The 18,917-nt window shown below is 55.3% G+C and carries 17 protein-coding genes; 15 read left to right on the top strand and 2 right to left on the bottom strand.

Going from position 1 to position 18,917, the window contains the following annotated elements:
* Window positions 1–18 precede the first annotated feature (18 nt).
* Complete coding sequence (gene wecC / locus ACN0WX_RS08975; RefSeq protein ID WP_417621974.1) at window positions 19–1,317, top strand: UDP-N-acetyl-D-mannosamine dehydrogenase; 1,299 nt, start codon at window positions 19–21, stop codon at window positions 1,315–1,317.
* 81 nt (window positions 1,318–1,398) lie between these two features.
* Here the strand turns inward: wecC and ACN0WX_RS08970 are convergent, their stop codons facing one another.
* The gene (locus ACN0WX_RS08970) at window positions 1,399–2,670 is read right to left on the bottom strand and encodes an O-antigen ligase family protein (RefSeq protein ID WP_417621973.1); all 1,272 of its coding nucleotides are present in this window, start codon (window positions 2,668–2,670) and stop codon (window positions 1,399–1,401) included.
* Window positions 2,671–2,862: 192 nt separating this feature from the next.
* Here ACN0WX_RS08970 and ACN0WX_RS08965 point away from each other — a divergent pair, with 192 nt between their 5' ends.
* A complete protein-coding gene (locus ACN0WX_RS08965; RefSeq protein ID WP_417621972.1) occupies window positions 2,863–3,735 on the top strand; it encodes an HpcH/HpaI aldolase/citrate lyase family protein in 873 nt (290 codons plus the stop codon).
* A gap of 97 nt (window positions 3,736–3,832) precedes the next feature.
* A complete protein-coding gene (locus ACN0WX_RS08960) occupies window positions 3,833–5,287 on the top strand; it encodes a coniferyl aldehyde dehydrogenase (protein WP_417621971.1) in 1,455 nt (484 codons plus the stop codon).
* Between the two features lie 131 nt (window positions 5,288–5,418).
* Here the strand turns inward: ACN0WX_RS08960 and ACN0WX_RS08955 are convergent, their stop codons facing one another.
* On the bottom strand, window positions 5,419–6,789 hold the full coding sequence (locus ACN0WX_RS08955) for a DEAD/DEAH box helicase (RefSeq protein WP_417621970.1): 1,371 nt from the start codon (window positions 6,787–6,789) through the stop codon (window positions 5,419–5,421).
* 1,024 nt (window positions 6,790–7,813) lie between these two features.
* On the opposite strand from ACN0WX_RS08955, the gene ggt reads away from it, so the two are divergent.
* The 12 genes from ggt to ACN0WX_RS08895 all read left to right on the top strand — a co-directional run bounded on the left by ggt (window position 7,814) and on the right by ACN0WX_RS08895 (window position 18,900).
* Window positions 7,814–9,604, top strand: coding sequence for a gamma-glutamyltransferase (gene ggt / locus ACN0WX_RS08950; RefSeq protein WP_417621969.1), 1,791 nt, complete (start codon window positions 7,814–7,816; stop codon window positions 9,602–9,604).
* Between the two features lie 29 nt (window positions 9,605–9,633).
* Window positions 9,634–10,179, top strand: coding sequence for a DsrE family protein (locus tag ACN0WX_RS08945; RefSeq protein WP_417621968.1), 546 nt, complete (start codon window positions 9,634–9,636; stop codon window positions 10,177–10,179).
* Window positions 10,180–10,196: 17 nt separating this feature from the next.
* Complete coding sequence (locus tag ACN0WX_RS08940; protein WP_417621967.1) at window positions 10,197–10,892, top strand: endonuclease/exonuclease/phosphatase family protein; 696 nt, start codon at window positions 10,197–10,199, stop codon at window positions 10,890–10,892.
* Window positions 10,893–10,991: 99 nt separating this feature from the next.
* Complete coding sequence (gene ccoN / locus ACN0WX_RS08935) at window positions 10,992–12,644, top strand: cytochrome-c oxidase, cbb3-type subunit I (RefSeq protein ID WP_417621966.1); 1,653 nt, start codon at window positions 10,992–10,994, stop codon at window positions 12,642–12,644.
* Window positions 12,645–12,657: 13 nt separating this feature from the next.
* Window positions 12,658–13,392: a cytochrome-c oxidase, cbb3-type subunit II gene (gene ccoO, locus ACN0WX_RS08930; RefSeq protein WP_417621965.1), complete on the top strand. Its 735-nt coding sequence runs from the start codon at window positions 12,658–12,660 to the stop codon at window positions 13,390–13,392.
* On the top strand, window positions 13,389–13,550 hold the full coding sequence (locus tag ACN0WX_RS08925; protein ID WP_417621964.1) for a cbb3-type cytochrome c oxidase subunit 3: 162 nt from the start codon (window positions 13,389–13,391) through the stop codon (window positions 13,548–13,550). Before ccoO ends, ACN0WX_RS08925 begins: the two co-directional genes overlap by 4 nt.
* On the top strand, window positions 13,543–14,478 hold the full coding sequence (gene ccoP / locus ACN0WX_RS08920) for a cytochrome-c oxidase, cbb3-type subunit III (protein WP_417621963.1): 936 nt from the start codon (window positions 13,543–13,545) through the stop codon (window positions 14,476–14,478). The genes ACN0WX_RS08925 and ccoP overlap by 8 nt, the downstream gene beginning before the upstream one ends.
* Entirely contained in the window at window positions 14,465–15,922 is a 1,458-nt protein-coding gene (ccoG, locus tag ACN0WX_RS08915; RefSeq protein ID WP_417621962.1) for a cytochrome c oxidase accessory protein CcoG, read from the top strand. Before ccoP ends, ccoG begins: the two co-directional genes overlap by 14 nt.
* A complete protein-coding gene (locus ACN0WX_RS08910) occupies window positions 15,919–16,395 on the top strand; it encodes a FixH family protein (protein WP_417621961.1) in 477 nt (158 codons plus the stop codon). The genes ccoG and ACN0WX_RS08910 overlap by 4 nt, the downstream gene beginning before the upstream one ends.
* Window positions 16,392–18,515: a heavy metal translocating P-type ATPase gene (locus ACN0WX_RS08905; protein ID WP_417621960.1), complete on the top strand. Its 2,124-nt coding sequence runs from the start codon at window positions 16,392–16,394 to the stop codon at window positions 18,513–18,515. The genes ACN0WX_RS08910 and ACN0WX_RS08905 overlap by 4 nt, the downstream gene beginning before the upstream one ends.
* A complete protein-coding gene (ccoS, locus tag ACN0WX_RS08900; RefSeq protein ID WP_417621959.1) occupies window positions 18,512–18,670 on the top strand; it encodes a cbb3-type cytochrome oxidase assembly protein CcoS in 159 nt (52 codons plus the stop codon). The genes ACN0WX_RS08905 and ccoS overlap by 4 nt, the downstream gene beginning before the upstream one ends.
* Window positions 18,667–18,900, top strand: coding sequence for a hypothetical protein (locus tag ACN0WX_RS08895; RefSeq protein ID WP_417621958.1), 234 nt, complete (start codon window positions 18,667–18,669; stop codon window positions 18,898–18,900). Before ccoS ends, ACN0WX_RS08895 begins: the two co-directional genes overlap by 4 nt.
* Window positions 18,901–18,917: the final 17 nt, after the last annotated feature.

The following is an 18,917-nucleotide window of genomic DNA, read 5'->3' as shown; positions in this document are numbered from 1 at the left end:
CGGGGAGTGGTTTCTCATATGTTATCGGAAGAAAAACCAAGCGTGTGCGTTATGGGATTGGGGTATATCGGCCTCCCAACCGCAGCTGTGATCGCTCGATCGGGCAGTCCGGTACTCGGTATAGACATTGATGAAAAGGTTGTCGAAACCATAAATTCCGGCAAAATTCATATCGAGGAAGTGGATCTTGACGGCTTGGTGCAGGGCGTTGTCTCCCGTGGCACGCTGCGGGCGTCATTGACGGTTGAAACCTCAGATGTTTTTGTGATCGCTGTCCCGACCCCGTGCGGCGAAAATCACGTGCCCGATACCAGTTTCATCATGGAAGCCGCGACCAATATTGCCGCCGCGCTGAAACCCGGCGACACGATTATCCTTGAATCTACTTCTCCGGTTGGAACAACAGAGAAGATGCGGAATTTGATCGCGCAGCTGCGCCCTGACCTTAAAATTCCAGGCATGACGAATGACATTCCCGACATCGCCATAGCTTATTGCCCGGAGCGCGTTCTGCCAGGGAGAATCCTCGAGGAACTGATCCAGAACGACCGTAGCATCGGCGGCATCACACCGCGTTGTGCACGAAAGGCGCTCGGCTTTTATCGGCGTTTTGTCCGCGGAGAATTGGTTACCACATCCGCACGTGCAGCGGAAATGACCAAATTGGTCGAGAATAGCTATCGTGATGTCAACATTGCCTTTGCCAACGAACTTTCGATCATCGCCGATCATATGAACCTTGACGTCTGGGAAGTGATCCGCCTCGCCAACCGGCATCCGCGGGTCAATATCCTTCAACCGGGACCGGGCGTTGGTGGTCATTGTATTGCTGTAGATCCCTGGTTCATCATCCACAGCGCCCCGAAGCAGTCACCGCTTATCCGTATCGCCCGCGATGTGAATGACGGAAAAACCGGCCATGTACTGGAACAGGCATCGCTGCTCGTTGATGAGTTTCCCGGAGTTCCCATCGCCTGCTTTGGGCTGGCTTTTAAAGCCAATATCGACGATTTTCGTGAAAGCCCCGCCCTTAAAATCGCCGCCAAGCTGGCAAATCGCTATGGACCGCGCGTCAAGATCGTCGAGCCTTACGTTAGCGAACTGCCGGTTGCGTTTGACGGCACTGGCGCTGAACTAATCGATATCGACCAAGCGCTGGAGTCCTGCCCGATCATGATCACGCTCACGGATCATGATATGTTTAAGTCGATCCCGCTTGATGAACGCGCGGACAAGGTGGTTTATGATACACGAGGAATCTGGCCGGATCAGCCGGATAACCGGGACGCGGCTGGCGAATTGAGGTTGGCGAGCTAGAAAATTTTTCCACCTGAGCGGATATATACAGGCGTATCAATAGCTTAGTTTCACACGACTCAATGTTTAGAATTCTATGAATCAGGAAGATGACATGCTGGGTCGGGTACGTAGTTTGAACAGCATGAACACTGAGACCGTGAAAATCGCAATTGAGTATGGATAATATGCAAAATTATCATAAATCGAATATAAGCAACCGGCCGAAAAGAATGTAACTGCCGCGACTTGACTGGGGTTTCGCACTTCCAGCCTGTAGCGTCCCAAAAATCGCCATATTCCATATATAAATGCTAGCACGCCTACGATACCCAGCGAGAAAAATAGCTGCATTGGAAAGCTATGGGGGGCCTTGAAGCCAAGCGTGTCCCTCGGCCCCATTTTTTGGAACTGATCAATTCCATGACCAACAAACGGATGAGCTCGAACAAGTTCAGCTGTCTGTTTCCATAATGTCATCCTGCCACTCTCGCCTAGGTCCACAGCTTCACTGGGCTGCATCCTAGACGCGATACGGCCCATGCCATATTCTGGATGAGGTACTGGTGCGTAGAGATTGACCAAAATTGCAATAACAGCGCTAACAATACAATATTTCAGTATCGACTTCCGGTAACCGGGAGCTAGGAAGACTGCAACTGCTGCACCGAAAACAATCGCCAAAAACGAACCCCTGGTTCCAGTCCATAGTGTCATTGTCAGCCCAAAAGCACCAAAAATTACGCCCGGAAAAGAGAGCTTCAATCCTGAGGATTTAACTAGTGCCAATCCTGAAGCAAAAATGGATAGCCAGAAAAAACCCGCCCAACGTATGTTTGTGACGCCTGGCACTCGATCGATCCAATCCATTTCGGTGGGAGGGTGGATAAGAAAATCCACAGCCCAAAGCATGGAATAGACAATCACAGAGACTCCAAGAAGAACCCAAAAGTATTTTTGCGCTTGTCGATCGTCACTATCCACATTTTTAAAAAGACTGATCGTAAAAAGAAAATGGACAAGCAGCGCGAGAAAACCAAGAATGAACAATGGTTTCGAAACGGATACAAAGAAGAACGAATATAAAACCGCTGACAAAAAAGCCATCCCGACCATTTTGTCGCACCAATTGGCTTGCTTGACAAAATCCGATATCAGATTCTCGTTCTTGAAAAACGCTATGAATATCAAGAGTTCGATCAGAATAGTCGATAGTGAATGACCCGACATAAGCTGTCGATACTTGTTTTCTATCGACCCGAAGTCCCATGGAATAAGAACTGCGGCGATAGGCAATAAAGCTAACAGTCCGAAAGCAGCGAGACCGGTAGCTCTTCCCGATGTTTGAAATGCGTCCATCGTCAACGGTTTCACGTAATTCACTCCACGACAATCCGGCAATAATGAAAAGCTAAAATGAGCTGAAATATTTGGTTAACAGCGGGTTATTGAAAATTTCTTAACTGGCTTGAATCCACATCATTAAATGCAACGCAACGTCCAGTTTATCTTTGCATATGTTCCGGCAAGTCTTGTGGGAACCCGAGGCAATGCTATGAGGAAATCATGACAAGCACACGCCCGCGCCGCTCTTGCCTCTACATGCCCGCTTCCAACCCGCGCGCGCTGGAAAAGGCAAAGACCCTGGCCGCGGACACGATTATTTTCGATCTTGAGGATGCGGTTGCGCCGGATGCCAAGGAGGATGCCCGCCAACAGGCCTGCGCGGCACTGAAGTCCGGTGAATATGGCAACCGCGAACTGGTCGTGCGGATCAATGGAATGGAGACGCCCTGGTTTGCTCAGGATCTCAAACAGGCCTGCGTCAGCCAGGCGGATGCGGTGTTGGTGCCGAAAATTCTAAGCGCCGAAGATATCATCCAGATTACCCATTTCATGGAAGATAGCGATGCGAGGCCTCACACCAAAATTTGGGCCATGATCGAAATGCCGCGAGCCATTTTAAATCTGGCGGAAATCGCTGCTCTTGGTCCGCAGAAACGACTGACCACTTTTGTCATGGGATTCAATGATCTGGCGAAAGAAATGCGCGCAGATCTTGATCGGTCCAATTTTGGCTCCGTCATGACCCAGGCGGTTATCGCCGCACGCGCTTACGACCTCAATATTATCGACAGTGTCTATAATGACTTCAACGATCCTGACGGCCTCGAACGGGAATGCCTCAAAGCCAAAAAGCTCGGATTTGATGGCAAAAGCCTGATCCATCCGGCGCAAATTGATACGGCCAACCAGACTTTTGCCCCGGATGCCGGTGCACTGGCCGAGGCCCAAGCCATTATCGCCGCGTTCAAGGACCCGATCAACGCTGGCAAAGGCGTGATTGTCGTGGATGGGAAAATGACAGAAATTCTTCATCTCAGACAAGCCGAGCAAGTGGTTGCCACAGCCGAAGCTATTGACGCTTTGCAACAATAACCTGTTCGTCCTCGACAAGCTGCCAAAAGTCCGTTTAAGTGGTCAATTGAAATGGATTGTGACGGGGCATTAGAGCTCCGCCCTTTGGAGAGCGGATATGGAAGCATTGGAAGCAGCAGCTGGGGAAGTCAGCAAAGACGAAATCTTGAGGCTTTTCGAAGCACAGCGCAAAGCCTTTCATGCCGAATTGCCGGTGAGCTATCAAACCCGCATGGACCGGATCAACCGGACCGCGCAAATGATCATCGATCATAAGGACGCGCTATGCGAAGCGGTTTCCAATGATTTTGGTCATCGAAGCTCCGTGCAAACCGTTATGACCGATCTGATGTCGGTTGTTGGGCATGCCAGGGATCATAAGAAAAACCTGAAGAAATGGATGCGCCCGGAAAAGCGCAAGATGGACTTTCCGCTCGGCCTGCTCGGTGCAAGCGGTCAGGTCGAATATCAGCCCAAGGGCGTTGTTGGCGTTATTGCCCCTTGGAATTTCCCGATCAATCTTGCCTTTGACCCCGCTATTGGTGCCTTTGGTGCGGGCAACCGCGTCATCATCAAATTCTCCGAATTTACTCCGGAAACCGGCGAATTATGCAAGAAATTGGTCGCCGAATATTTCGCTCCGGAAGAGATGCTGGTGATCACCGGCGGTCCGGAAACCGGAAAAGCCTTCTCGGAAATCCCTTGGGATCACCTGATTTTCACCGGAGGCGGCGGGATCGCCAAGCACGTGATGGCGGCAGCGGCGAAAAACCTGACGCCGGTGACGCTGGAGCTGGGCGGCAAATCCCCTACGATCATTGGTCCTGACGCCGATATCCAGAAATCGACCCAGCGCATCGCCATGGGCAAGATGATGAACGCAGGACAAATCTGCCTCGCGCCTGATTATCTGATGGTACCGGAGGACAAGGAAGCGGTGGTTGTCGAGGGCATCAAATCAAATGTGGCTGAGCAATATCCGACCTTGATCGCCAATGATGACTATACCTCGGTGATCAATGCCCGGCACAAGGAACGACTGCAGGACCTGATTGACGATGCCGTTCAGAAAGGCGCGAAACAGACCGTGGTCAATCCCGGTGACGAGGATTTTTCCAATACCAACAGCAACAAGATGCCGCTGACCGTGCTGCAGAATGTCAACGACGATATGCGGGTGATGCAGGAAGAAATTTTTGGTCCGATATTGCCCGTCAAAACCTATCGTAATCTGGACGATGTGATTGACTATGTGAATGATCATGACCGACCGCTGGGCCTTTATTATTTTGGCGATACCGAAAGCGACAAGCGCAGAATATTGGACAAGACCATATCTGGCGGTGTGACGGTTAATGATGTGATTTTCCATATTGCACAACATGATCTGCCGTTCGGCGGCGTCGGTCCGTCGGGCATGGGTGCTTATACCGGTCCGGACGGATTCAAGGAATTCAGCCATGCCAAGGCAGTATATCGCCAGCCGAAGATCAACGTCGCCAAAATCGCCGGTTTTCTGCCTCCCTATGGTGATACCACGCAGAAAACGATGAAGCAGCAGATGAAGTTATAGGCTGGAAATACGCTAGCTTCTGATCGCCGGCGATATATGATGGACATGCTCCTGCTTGCGAACGACAGCGAGCAGGTTGAGAGTGAAATCAGCGCCCTGACCGAAAGCAAGGCGCTGATTTTCCAATAGTCTTAGGCGTCCGCTTTACGCGCCTGGCGGCGTTTGAACGATTTCGCACCATTATTCCAATGCTTTGGTCCGTCGCTCTTGGCGCTGGAACCCGGCCCGCCACGGCCCGAACCACCACCTGGGCGCCCCTTGCGCGAACTATGCTTGTTCTTTGGTGGTCCGCTACGGGTTGGTTTTGCGCCATATTTCTTAGGCTTCTGGCCATAGATGCGAGGCGCAACTTCTTCGCGCGGCGGTTCGTCATAACCTTCGGGCAATGGAATGACATCGGGCTTCACACCGGTCAGTTTCACCACATCGCGCAGGAACTGGCGCTCGTCCGGGGCCACAAGCGAGTAGGAAATACCGCTCGCCCCTGCCCGTGCCGTCCGGCCGATCCGGTGGACATATTGCTCGGACACATTCGGCATATCGAAATTGATGACATGGGTGATGCCGTCGACATCGATGCCGCGCGCCGCAATATCCGTGGCGACCAAAATATTGATCTTGCCCTTCTTGAAGTCACCCAGGGCGCGTTCGCGCTGCGGCTGGCTCTTGTTGCCGTGGATCGCCGCGGAGTGGATACCCACAGCCATCAGGTTTTTCACAACCTTGTCGGCGCCATGTTTGGTCTGGGTGAAGACCAGCATATGATCGGGATTTTCCTTGTTGATGAAATCCTTCAGCAGACGCTGCTTGTCGTCCTGATTGATATAGGTAACCTTCTGGTCGACCCGCTCGGCGGTCGTCGATTGCGGGGCAACCGAAACCTGGACCGGGTTGGTCAGGAACTGGTCGGCCAGCTGCGAGATGGTCTTCGGCATGGTTGCCGAGAAGAACAGGCTCTGGCGCTGCTTTGGCAGCATTGGAACGATCTTTTTCAGGGGAACAATGAAGCCGAGATCCAGCATCTGGTCGGCTTCGTCGAGCACGAGAATTTCAACCTTGGACAGCGTCAGATAGCGCTGGTCGATCAGATCGAGCAGACGGCCCGGCGTTGCGACCAATACGTCGACACCGCGCTCCAGAACCCGTTTCTGCCGATTGATCGGCACGCCGCCAAAGGCAGAGGTCACGTAAAGACCCAGCCCTTTGGAATAGCCGATCATGCTGTCAGCGATCTGCCGCGCGAGTTCACGGGTCGGTGCGAGAACCAGCATGCGGCATTCAAAGCGGCCGGCACGTTTCTTGTTGTTCAGCAGGTGATGGATCGATGGCAGCGAGAAAGCGGCGGTCTTGCCGGTACCGGTTTGCGCGATACCAAGAATGTCCTTGCCTTCAAGCGCCGGGGGGATGGCTTGCTGCTGGATCGGGGATGGAGTAGTGTAGCCGCCTTCGGCCACGCGTTTTTGAATAGGTTCCGCCAATGCGAAATCAGAAAATTTAGTCAAAGATAATACCTTATAATAGCAGCAAGTGTCTTGCGCAGGGCATTATCGCCACGCGCATATTCGCCGTCGGTTAAGACGACCCGCGTGATCAGGCTGCCGGAAAGAAAGAAGCAATGAAGGCGATAGGTTCGAGATGATCTTGTCACCTCTCACGCAGAACTCTCGCCAGACGGTCAATATGGATTGCCGCCTTTGCTGCGATGCAACATAGGTGTTTTTGAAATTATGTCAAGCGTTGTGAATGCCCGCCGGTGGATCAGTTTAAAAACGCCGCCAGGATCGACTTCTTACCCAGGATTGCTCCGGTATTGCTCCGCAAAAAATGGCGACGACAGAATTCACTGCCGCCGCCAGGAGGCCTGAACCATTTGGTTCAGGCGTGGGTCGCCTCTGAAACTGGTTTATGCTCCGATCAGCAGATCAGGATTTACTCTGGAATTACAGTGGACGAACAACTTCCACACCTTGGCTCGGACGTTGCCCGTTTCTCTTCGACGGTTTGGTGGATTTTGACATTCTGATATTCCGGCACTGTCCTGTGAACCTGCGCTTTTTCGATTTGCTCAACCTCAGCGGCGGCTTTATATTTGGCTTCTTCGACCATATTTCGGCTATTCTGAGCCAAAGCCGGCATCGCGCATAAGCCGATTGCCACGATCACAGCCTGGATTCTTCTATTCATCCCCAGTCCTTCATATTCGGTCCGGACTGCTTAAACGCGTGGTCCAACAATGTTGCGTGATCGGGATCACGGACAAAATTATACAAGTGCATTTTTGATGAGAATTTAGAACAATCTGTCGTCACCACTATGCGGAGCGCAGGCTGCGACTGTTTCCTCTTCCTGCCCATGACGGGCATGGCGTTCGATCCTGGCGGAGGCCCCCAAAGATACCACAGTGATAAACCGAGTTGGGGCATGGCCTGTCGTTCGTACTTGATGCGAATTGCAGAGTGGTTAGAGTATGTTTTCCGGCTATCGCCCGCTAAGGACGAACCGCCCCCCTGACGGACGGATTATATTATGCGTAACTTGCTTCTTTCCACCTTTGCCTTGGCAGTCTTGACGGCCAGCCCTGCCTCCGCGCAGGACGCAGTCACGCCGGAGCAGCCAGTCCTGCAAATCGGCGGCGGTGGCCGGCCGGTGGGTGAAGCCTGGGCCCGCAGCCCGGTTCATGCCCAGCATGGCATGGCGGCGACGGCGCATCCGCTGGCCAGCCAGGTCGCGATCGATATCCTGAAGAAAGGCGGCACGGCGGTTGATGCGGCGATTGCCGCCAACGCGGCGCTTGGCCTCATGGAACCGACCGGCAATGGCATTGGCGGCGATCTGTTCGCGATCATCTGGGACCCGAAGACCCAGAAACTCTATGGTCTGAATGGCTCCGGCAAAAGCGCTATGGGGACCAGCTACAAGCAGTTCATCAAACAACTCAAGGGCAGCAAGACCATTCCGCCCTTCGGCCCGATGCCGGTCACCGTGCCCGGCACGGTCGACGCCTGGTTCGAAATGCACGGGAAATTCGGCAAGCTGAGCATGGCCAATATTCTAGCGCCAACCATTGCCTACGCAAGAGAAGGCCATCCGGTCGCACCGGTGATTGGCTATTATCTCGAAAGCAATCTCAATCGGTTCGAGCAAAGCCTCGATATGATCGGTGATTTCGACAATGCGCGAAATACCTATTTCAAAAATGGCGCGCCCAAAGCCGGTGAAATTTTCAAGAACCCTGATCTGGGCAATACACTCAGCAAAATAGCCGCCGGTGGCCGCGATGCTTTTTACAAAGGCGAAATTGCGAAGACCATCGACAGCTATTTCAAACGGATTGGCGGGAATTTGCGCTATCAGGATTTTGCCGCGCATAGCAGCAAATGGGTCGAGCCCGGCTGCGTCACTTATCACAAGGGGTATGAGTTGTGCGAACTGCCGCCCAACTCGCAGGGTTTCGCTGCGCTGCAGATGGCCAATATTCTCAAGAATGTCGACCTCACCCAATGGCCGCGCGGTAGCGCCGAGGTGCTGCATTATATAACCGAGGCCAAACGGCTGGCCTTTGAAGATGTCGCGCGCTTTTATGCTGATCCCGACGCCTCCCCTGCCCCGCTCCACTGGCTGCTCTCGGACGCCTATGGCAAGGAACGTTTCGCACTGATTGATCCGGCCAAGGCTTCGCCGGAATTCGGTCCGGGCGAGCCCAAGCTGGAAGGCGAAGGCGATACCACCTATCTCACCGTCGCCGACAAGGATGGCATGATGGTCTCGCTGATCCAGTCCAACTATCGCGGCATGGGCAGCGGCCTGGTCGCCGACGGGCTCGGCTTCATGTTCCAGGATCGCGGCGAACTCTATTCGCTCGATGCCAATCATCCCAATGTCTATGCACCCGGCAAGCGACCGTTCCAGACAATCATTCCCGCCTTCATGAAAAAGGACGGCAAGCCATTCATGTCCTTTGGCCTGATGGGTGGCGGCATGCAGCCGCAGGGTCATGTCCAGGTGATGATCAATCTGGTCGACTATGGCATGAACCTGCAGGAAGCCGGCGACGCGGCGCGCATCAACCATGATGGCGGGCGCCAGCCAACCGATGATTTGAAAGGAACCGGCGCTGACCTTCTCGGTACACTCAATGTCGAACCCGGCATCCCGGCCGAAACCATCGAGCGCCTCAAGGCGATGGGCCACAAGGTCGAAGTCGTAAGCAATGGCGCAATGTTTGGCGGTTATCAGGCCATTACCCGCGACGCCAGCACGGGCATTTACACCGGTGCCACCGAAATGCGCAAAGACGGTCAGGCCATCGGCTATTGATCAGGCCCAACAGCAGAACTGGATTAGAAATGACAAAATCGAAACTTGCTCTTCTGATGCCGCTAATGGCGCTGGCCCAGCCAGCGTCAGCGCAAATGGAGAATTTCAAGACCGGGCCGGTGTTCGAAGATTTCGGTCCCACCGCACCGGTCCAGGAGGACGAGCCTGTGGCGGCGGATGCGGCCTTTAAAATCGCCTTCGACGTTGCCAAGGAAGCGGAACCGGACAAGATCAACCGTACGATCGAGAGCGCTGCGCGGTTTATCAACATGCATGTCAAAGCCGGCGTGCAACCGGAAAATATCAGGCTCGCGATCGTTGTTCACGGCGGAGCGTCTCTCGACCTCACCAATCAGGAATTTTTCGCCGCGCACAAGGAAGGCAGAACAAATGCCAGCGCCGCCGCGATCGCGCAATTGCAGCAACATGGTGTAGAATTTTACCTCTGCGGCCAAAGTGCAGCCGCCCACGGCATCGGCAATGCCGATCTTCTGCCGGGCGTCAAAATGTCGCTTTCCGCGATGACCGCTCATGCCTTGCTGCAACAGCAGGGCTATAGCCTTAATCCTTTCTGAGCGGACAAAGGCCTCTGATGATAAAGGTTGCGAGTTACAATATCCACAAGGCTGTCGGTACCGATCGCCGCCGCAATCCCGGCCGGATTGTGGATGTGCTGAATGAAATTGATGCCGACGTTATCGCCCTGCAGGAGGCCGACCGGCGGTTCGGCACGCGCGCTGCTGCCATCCCGGAGAAACTGCTTGAGATGCACAGCGACTATCGCGCGATTCCGCTTGATGTGCAGATCGATTCGATGGGCTGGCACGGCAATGCGATACTGGTGCGCAATTCCGTTGAAGTATTGGCCCATGATATCATGCATATTCCCTGCCTCGAACCGCGCGGCGCGATCATGGCCCATTTCCAGATTGGCGGAAAACAGCTTGCCGCTTTTGGCATGCACCTGGACCTGTCCGGCCTGTGGCGCAGGCGGCAGGCCGCAGCGATCATAAAGCTCGCGCAGGCGAAGGAGGAGGAAGTGCCGGTGTTGCTGATGGGAGACCTCAACGAATGGAGCGCTGCCGGTGGGTGCCTGAAAGATTTTACCCGGGCTTTCGAGATGGTGGAATGTGGCAGGAGCTTTCATTCCCGCGGCCCGATTGCAACACTGGACCGCATCATGCACTCTGCCGGAATACAGTCTTTTGAGGCCGGCGTTCACGATAGCCCGGCCGCCCGCAAGGCTTCCGATCACCTGCCCGTATGGGCCAAAATCACGGTCGACTAGACAGTTTGCGTTCCCTTAATTTCCCACTAGGGAAGACTACGTATATTGAGTGAACCAGTGAACTGATAGCGCCTTTTCCACACAACGGGGAAGGACGTTATGGACAGTTTACTGGTAAAGGCCGGCGGTTGGTTGGCGCTCGTATTCCTAGCATTCATCGCGATGGTATTGGCCGCCGACGGCGGTTTTGCAGTGCATATGGCAATCATCATGATCGCATGTCTGATCGCTCTATGGGTGACGATCAGCAAGGCGGATTATGCGGCCATTGGTCGCGGAATATTGAGAGCACCGGCTGATCCCGGAAAATATGACGACGATCCGATCCGCTGGGGCGTGATTGCAACCATTTTCTGGGGCATGGCCGGCTTTGCTGTCGGACTTTACATTGCGCTGCAGCTTGCCTTTCCTGTGCTCAATCTGGGTCTGGAATATACGACCTTCGGTCGGCTCCGCCCGCTGCACACGTCCGCTGTTATTTTCGCTTTCGGAGGCAACGCACTGATTGCGACGAGTTTCTACGTCGTCCAGCGCACTTGCAGGGCGAGGTTGGCCTTCCCCCGCCTCGCCCGTTTTGTTTTCTGGGGCTACCAGCTGTTCATCGTGCTGGCCGCCACCGGCTATCTGATGGGCGTTACCCAGTCGAAAGAATATGCCGAACCGGAATGGTATGTCGATCTGTGGCTGACCATCGTCTGGGTCAGCTATGCTGCGGTCTTCATGGGTACGATCATCAAACGGTCCGAACCGCATATCTACGTTGCCAACTGGTTTTTTCTCAGCTTCATCCTGACCGTCGCGATGCTGCATCTGGTCAATGGTCTGGCCATGCCGGTCAGTCTGCTCGGCGCGAAAAGCTACAGCGCCTTTGCCGGTGTCCAGGATGCGCTGACGCAATGGTGGTACGGCCATAATGCCGTCGGCTTTTTCCTGACTGCAGGCTTTCTTGGCATGATGTATTATTTCGTGCCCAAGCAGGCGGAACGGCCAGTCTATAGCTATCGCCTGTCGATCATCCATTTCTGGTCACTGATTTTCCTTTATATCTGGGCCGGTCCGCATCACCTTCATTATACCGCGCTGCCCGACTGGGCGCAGACGCTGGGCATGGTCTTCTCGATCATGCTCTGGATGCCAAGCTGGGGCGGGATGATCAACGGACTGATGACGCTCAACGGTGCGTGGGACAAGATACGCACCGATCCGATCATCCGGATGATGGTTCTGGCCCTCGCCTTTTACGGCATGAGCACGTTCGAAGGCCCGATGATGTCAATCAAGTCAGTCAACAGCCTGTCGCATTATACCGATTGGACCATCGGTCATGTCCATAGTGGCGCGCTTGGCTGGAACGGCATGATCACTTTTTCTGCGCTCTATTATATGGTGCCACGTCTCTGGGGACGTTCGAGGCTCTACAGCCTGCGCATGGTCAACTGGCATTTCTGGCTCGCGACCATTGGCATCGTGCTCTACGCTGCGTCGATGTGGGTTGCCGGCATCATGCAGGGCCTGATGTGGCGCGAATATGGTGATGACGGTTATCTCGTCTACGCGTTCAGCGAAGTCGTCAGCGCCATGTTCCCGATGTATCTTATCCGGGCGACGGGCGGCCTGCTGTATCTCGCGGGTGCCATAGTATTGGTCTATAATGTCTGGATGACCATTGCCGGCAAGGTCCGGGACGAAAAATCAATGACCGAAACAGCTTATGATGAAGTGGCGGACAAGCCGCTGGTTCCAGCAGAGTGAGGGAGACAGGACGATGACATCGCTCACGCAAAAGCATAAGAAGATTGAACGCAACATCACCCTGCTGGCGGTGCTGGCCCTGGTGACGGTGGCGATCGGCGGGATCGTGGAAATCGCGCCACTATTCTGGATCGACAACACTGTCGAAAAAGTGGAGGGCGTACGTCCCTACACGCCGCTCGAGCAGGCCGGCCGGAATATTTATGTCCGCGAAGGTTGCTATACCTGTCACAGCCAGATGATCCGGCCGTTCCGCGACGAAGTGGAGCGCTATGGCCATTATTCGCTGGCAGCGGAGTCCATGTATGATCACCCGTTCCAGTGGGGATCCAAGCGCACCGGTCCCGATCTCGCCCGCGTCGGGGGACGTTATTCGGATGAATGGCATGTCCAGCATCTGACCGACCCGCGCGCCGTGGTGCCGGAATCGATCATGCCGCCTTATGCGTTTCTCGCGAAAAAAGAGCTGAATCCGGGCGACATGAGTGCCCATTTGCGGGCTCTCACGCGGGTCGGCGTTCCCTATAGCGAGGAAGCAATTGAAAAAGCCAATGAGGATTTGCAGACCCAGGCCGATCCGATGGCTAATTCCGCCGACCTCGAAAAGCGTTATCCCAAGGTCCAGATTCGCGACTTTGACGGCAATCCTGACAAGCTCACCGAAATGGACGCGCTCGTTGCCTATCTGCAGATGATCGGCACGCTGGTCGATTTCGAGGCAGGTGAAGCACAGGAGCAGCCGCGATGAATTACGAAACCTTGCGCCATTTTGCCGACAGCTGGGGGCTGTTATTCATGACGATCATATTTTTGACCCTGGTCGGATGGACCTTCCGCCCCGGTGCCGGACGCAATCACGAGCAGGCAGCCCACATGATTTTTGACGAGGACAAAAACGATGTCTGAGAAGAAACGCATTGACGAACCAACCGGCACGGAAACCGTGGGCCATGAATGGGATGGCATAGAGGAGCTCGACACGCCCATGCCGCGCTGGTGGGTTTGGACCTTTTACGCCACGATTATCTGGGCGATCGGCTATGTCATCGTCTACCCGGCCATCCCGATGCTAAATTCGGCCAGCGAAGGTCTGTTCGGCTGGAGCAGCCGCGGCGACTATGCAATGGAAGTGGCTGCCCGGGAGAAGCAGCTGGAACCGATCCGCCAGGCGCTGGTATCAACCGATATCCGCAAGCTGAGCGGAAGTCCCGAATTGATGCAACAGGCGGTCGAGGGCGGGCGATCCGCATTCAAGGTCCACTGCGTTCAGTGCCATGGCTCCGGTGCAGCAGGTTCGGCTGGCTATCCCAATCTCAACGATGATGACTGGCTTTGGGGCGGCGATCTCGAAACGATTGAATATACGCTGATCCATGGCATCCGTAATCCGGATCATGCCGAGACCCGTTTCTCGCAAATGCCCGCTTTTGGCAGGGACGGCATATTGCAATCGAATGAAATTCAGGATCTGGTCTCTTATGTCCGCCTTTTGTCTGGTCGCGAGAAACAAAGTGCGGCTGCCCGGCGCGGTGCCGCCCTGTTTGAAGCCAATTGCGCGGTTTGTCACGGCGCGGATGGTACGGGTGATCGCACCCAGGGCGCGCCCAATCTTACCGATGCGATCAGCCTCTACGGCTTGGACCGTGCGGCGCTGACCGATACGATCACCAATGCCCGCTATGGCGTGATGCCGCGTTGGGGCCAGCGGCTTGACCCGGTAACGATCCGGATGCTCGCGGCCTATGTCCACTCTCTGGGCGGTGGCGAAAAGCCGCTCCCAGCAGAACCGGCAACGGAAGCAAAAGTCGAGAGCGGGGACAATGAGCAATCCTAAGGAAATCCTCGATCCCGAGCTAAAACTCTACGAAGCGCGAAAGGATGTCTTCCCCAAGGCAGTCAATGGCACATTCCGGCGATTGAAATGGGTGATCATGGCAATCACCCTCGCCATCTATTATGTCACGCCGTGGATTCGCTGGGATCGCGGGCCCTACGCACCTGATCAGGCGGTACTGGTCGATCTGGCCAACCGGCGCTTTTACATGTTCGGGATCGAAATCTGGCCGCATGAATTTTATTATGTCGCCGGCATGCTGGTGATGGCCGGGATCGGGCTTTTCCTCGTCACCTCGGCCGTCGGTCGGGCATGGTGCGGCTATTCCTGTCCGCAAACCGTGTGGACCGACCTGTTCCAGCATGTCGAACGGGCCATCGACGGCGATCGTAATGCCCAGTTCCGTCTGCAGGATGCGCCTTGGGGGCCAAAGAAGATCGGCAAGCGCCTGCTGAAATGGTCGATCTGGCTGTTTATCGCCTTTTGGACGGGCGGCGCCTGGATCATGTATTTTGCCGATGCTCCGACACTGGTGGTCGACTTCTGGACCGGCCAGGCGGCATTTGTTGCCTATGCGACCGTCGGCATACTGACTTTGACGACTTTCATCTTCGGCGGCTTCATGCGTGAACAGGTATGCATCTATATGTGCCCCTGGCCGCGTATCCAGACCGCAATGATGGATGAAAAATCGCTGACCGTCACCTATAAGGAGTGGCGCGGCGAGCCGCGTGGCAGCGTGAAAAAGGCGGAAGCCCAGCCAGGCAGCTTTGGCGACTGCATCGACTGCAATCAGTGCGTGGCAGTCTGCCCCACCGGCATCGATATTCGCGAAGGACCGCAAATCGGCTGCATCACCTGCGCGCTGTGCATCGACGCTTGTGACACGGTGATGAAGCAGATCAATCGCCCGCGTGGCCTGATTGACTATGCGACCCTCGAAGATGCCGAACTGGAAAAAGCAGGAAAACCGCACAATCCGGTGCTAAAAACCCTGTTCCGCCCGCGCACCATTCTCTATTTTTCAATCTGGGGCACGATCGGGCTCGCGATGCTGTTCGCAGTTGGCAACCGGACCCGTATCGACATCAGCGCTAACCATGACCGCAATCCGGTCTATGTCCAGCTTGCCGACGGTCATGTCCGCAACAGCTACACTGTTAATCTGCGCAATATGGAAAATCGCCCACGGGACATGATCATTGGAATGACAGAGCTCAAGGGTGCCAGCATGTGGTCCAATGCCGGATCACGGGACAGCGCCGCAAAAACCCTGATCACCAAGGTTCCGGCCGACAGTGTATCAAGACTACGGCTCTATGTTGCAGCTCCGGGCGACGGACCAGGCCGGGAAGATTTTGCACTGACGGTCACCGCCGCCGATGATTCTGAAGCGCAAGATATCGACGACGTGTTTTTTGCGCGGCCGGAGACAGGCGAATGAACGAGAAATCTTCCGGCACAAAGATATTTACCGGCTATCATGCCACAATGATGATCGTCGCTTTTTTTGCGGTGGTCGTCGGAGTCAACATGGTCATGGCCCGCTTCGCCTTGTCGACCTTCGGCGGCACGGTGGTCGACAACAGCTATGTAGCGAGCCAGAAATATAACCAGTGGCTCGAACAGGCCAGACGTCAGCAGGCGCACGGCTGGTCCGTCTCGCCAGCCATGCGGCAAGCAGGAAGGGCCGTCTTGACGATCACCAGTGCCGATGGCTCGGGGTTGCAGGGTGCATCGCTCACGGCCGTTGCCGAGCATCCAGTCGGTCGATCGGAATCATTTAAGATTCGATTTGCCGAGACAGGAGCCGGCAAATTTCACAGCACTGAAACGCTCCCCTCAGGACGTTGGATTTTGAGGATTAACATCGTCCAGGATGCGAAATCCATGCGCGTGATCCGCGATATCCGGTGAACGCAGTCGCACCCATAAAAGCCGGTCAGACAGATGCGATCGTTTCCCGCTTTGCCGTGCCGGCTATCCGTTGCGCAGGGTGCATCTCAAAAATCGAAAATGGCTTGAACGACGTCCCCGGCATCCTTTCGTCGCGGGTTAATTTCTCCACCAAGCAAGTGGCCATTTCCCATCTTCCGGACCTGGATGATGATCAGCTCAAGCGGAAAATTGAAGCGCTCGGTTTCGAAACCCAGATTCTCGCAGACAATCCGTTGTCCGAAGAAAAAGGGAGCACGAGCAAGTTGATCCGCGCTCTCGCTGTGGCCGGCTTCGGGATGATGAATATCATGCTGCTGTCGGTCAGCGTCTGGTCCGGCGCAACCGGTGTGACCAGAGACTTGTTTCACTGGCTTTCCGCACTGATCGCCATCCCGGTGATTGCCTATTCGGGACGACCGTTTTTTGCTTCCGCTGCGATGGCGCTACGTTATGGCCGCACCAATATGGATGTGCCTATTTCGATCGGCATATTGCTGGCAACCGGTCTGAGCATATATGAAACCGCGACCGGCGGTGCCCATGCCTATTTTGATGGAGCGGTAATGCTGCTGTTCTTCTTGCTCGCGGGTCGGGTCCTGGACGGGATGATGCGGGACCGGGCGCGGGACGGCATTGGGGCACTGCTGAAACAAACCGCTCCGGGAGCAATGGTGCTCACGGATGATGGCAACACACGCTGGGTGGCCACCAGGGACCTGCTGGCAGATATGCGGATGATGGTGGCAGCGGGTGAAAATCTGGCGGCAGACGGAGTCATTGAATCGGGCAAGAGCAGTTTTGATTGCTCCCTCATGACCGGGGAAAGCGAACCCCAGCCGAAAGGCAAAGACGACCTGGTGCTGGCGGGAACGCTCAACCTGTCATCGCCCGTCATCGTGCGGGTCACGGCCACTGGCGAAGACACCAGTGTCTCGGACATCGCCCGGTTGATGGACGAAGCCGGTCAGCACCGCTCATTTTACGTCCGTATCGCTGATCGCGCCGCACGCTTCTATGCGCCGGTGGTCCATAGCCTCGCTCTTCTCGCCTTTATTTTCTGGATGTTTGCTGGCGCGGGCTGGCACCAGTCGCTGCTGATTTCAGTCGCGGTGCTCATCATTACCTGTCCTTGCGCGCTGGGACTCGCAGTCCCGGCAGCACAGGTCGTGGCCTCCGGCGCGTTGCTGCGCAAAGGTGTGATGGTCAAGGATGGCAGCGCACTGGAGCGTCTGGCGGAGGCCGACTATGCGCTATTTGACAAAACGGGCACCCTTACCCTCGGCCATCCGGTTCCGGTCAATCTCGATACACTCAGCCTTACGCAAAAACAGATAACGCTGGCGCTGGCCCAAGCCAGCCGCCACCCTGTAAGCAAGGGTATTCGCTCTGGATTGCTGGCGTTTGATGTCGAGCCCGCCGTGCTGGAAGACATCAAGGAACTGCCCGGTGAAGGTATGACAGCGAGTTGGGTCGGTGTACCGGTGATGCTGGGCAAACCGGAAAAGTCCGAAGACCATCTATCCAGCCAGCTTAGCGTCGGCAGCGATTCTGTCGTGATTCAGCTGCGCGATCAAATCCGGCCCGATGCGGCCGATGCCATTGCCCGATTGCACAAGCTGGGATTGCAGACCCTGATTATATCCGGCGACAACGCCAGGTCTGTCTCCCAAGTTTCCAGTGCACTCGGCCTCACGGCCCAGGCTGGAGCCTCTCCGCAGGACAAGGTGGAAGCCATCACCCGCCTGGCCGGAAACGGCCACAAAATACTGATGGTCGGCGATGGGCTGAACGATGGCCCTGCCCTCGCCGCGGCCCATGTCTCGATCGCGCCGGGTTCCGCTAGCGATGTCGGTCAGCAGGCGTCCGATGCGGTCTTTACCAGCGAATCTCTGATGCCTGTGGCGCTATCGGTCAAGGTTGCGCGGCGCACAATGCAGATCGTCCACCAGAATTTCGCCCTCGCCATTGGCTATAATATATTGGCCGTTCCGCTCGCACTCACCGGCATGGTGACGCCGCTTATCGCAGCGATCGCCATGTCGCTGTCTTCGCTGATTGTCGTCGGCAATGCCTTGCGTCTCAACGGGGCGGCAAAATGAGCGGACTGACTCTCTTGATCCCGGTGGCCTTGCTCATGGGGCTTTGCGGATTGTTTTTTTTCTTCTGGGCCGTGCGCAACGACCAATTTGAAGATCTCGACGGTGCCGCCCAGCGAGTATTGATTGACGAGGAAGAGGGAGACGAAGCCCCATGATAACCAGCATCAGAAATTTCAGATTGAGTCAGCTGGTCATTGCTGCTGTCGCGCTGCCGCTCGCCGCCGGGCCATTGTCGGGCCAGCAAAATATGATCAGCATCAAACTATGCTCCGCCGATGGCCAGGTCCGGAGCGTGAATATTCCTGTCGATCAGGAAGACGGGGAGGATCATTGCATCAAGCCTTGCCACGCCTGTCTGTCACGCAAGAAAAACGCGAAAAACTGAAACCCCGATTACTGCCG

This window comes from Parasphingorhabdus sp. (genome assembly GCF_048269915.1).
GTDB lineage: Bacteria > Pseudomonadota > Alphaproteobacteria > Sphingomonadales > Sphingomonadaceae > Parasphingorhabdus.
Note: the sequence above shows the minus strand (reverse complement) of the source record. Positions and strands in the feature narration are given on the sequence as shown.

Bases quoted from the DNA above. Each gene is read 5' to 3' on its own strand.
- ACN0WX_RS08965 (WP_417621972.1), top strand. From the start codon at position 2,863: ATGACAAGCACACGCCCGCGCCGCTCTTGCCTCTACATGCCCGCTTCC.
- ACN0WX_RS08910 (WP_417621961.1), top strand. From the start codon at position 15,919: ATGAACGAGAAATCTTCCGGCACAAAGATATTTACCGGCTATCATGCC.
- ccoO (WP_417621965.1), top strand. From the start codon at position 12,658: ATGACATCGCTCACGCAAAAGCATAAGAAGATTGAACGCAACATCACC.
- ccoS (WP_417621959.1), top strand. From the start codon at position 18,512: ATGAGCGGACTGACTCTCTTGATCCCGGTGGCCTTGCTCATGGGGCTT.
- ACN0WX_RS08940 (WP_417621967.1), top strand. From the start codon at position 10,197: ATGATAAAGGTTGCGAGTTACAATATCCACAAGGCTGTCGGTACCGAT.
- ccoP (WP_417621963.1), top strand. From the start codon at position 13,543: ATGTCTGAGAAGAAACGCATTGACGAACCAACCGGCACGGAAACCGTG.
- ACN0WX_RS08895 (WP_417621958.1), top strand. From the start codon at position 18,667: ATGATAACCAGCATCAGAAATTTCAGATTGAGTCAGCTGGTCATTGCT.
- ACN0WX_RS08945 (WP_417621968.1), top strand. From the start codon at position 9,634: ATGACAAAATCGAAACTTGCTCTTCTGATGCCGCTAATGGCGCTGGCC.
- ccoN (WP_417621966.1), top strand. From the start codon at position 10,992: ATGGACAGTTTACTGGTAAAGGCCGGCGGTTGGTTGGCGCTCGTATTC.
- ccoG (WP_417621962.1), top strand. From the start codon at position 14,465: ATGAGCAATCCTAAGGAAATCCTCGATCCCGAGCTAAAACTCTACGAA.
- ggt (WP_417621969.1), top strand. From the start codon at position 7,814: ATGCGTAACTTGCTTCTTTCCACCTTTGCCTTGGCAGTCTTGACGGCC.
- wecC (WP_417621974.1), top strand. From the start codon at position 19: ATGTTATCGGAAGAAAAACCAAGCGTGTGCGTTATGGGATTGGGGTAT.
- ACN0WX_RS08960 (WP_417621971.1), top strand. From the start codon at position 3,833: ATGGAAGCATTGGAAGCAGCAGCTGGGGAAGTCAGCAAAGACGAAATC.
- ACN0WX_RS08925 (WP_417621964.1), top strand. From the start codon at position 13,389: ATGAATTACGAAACCTTGCGCCATTTTGCCGACAGCTGGGGGCTGTTA.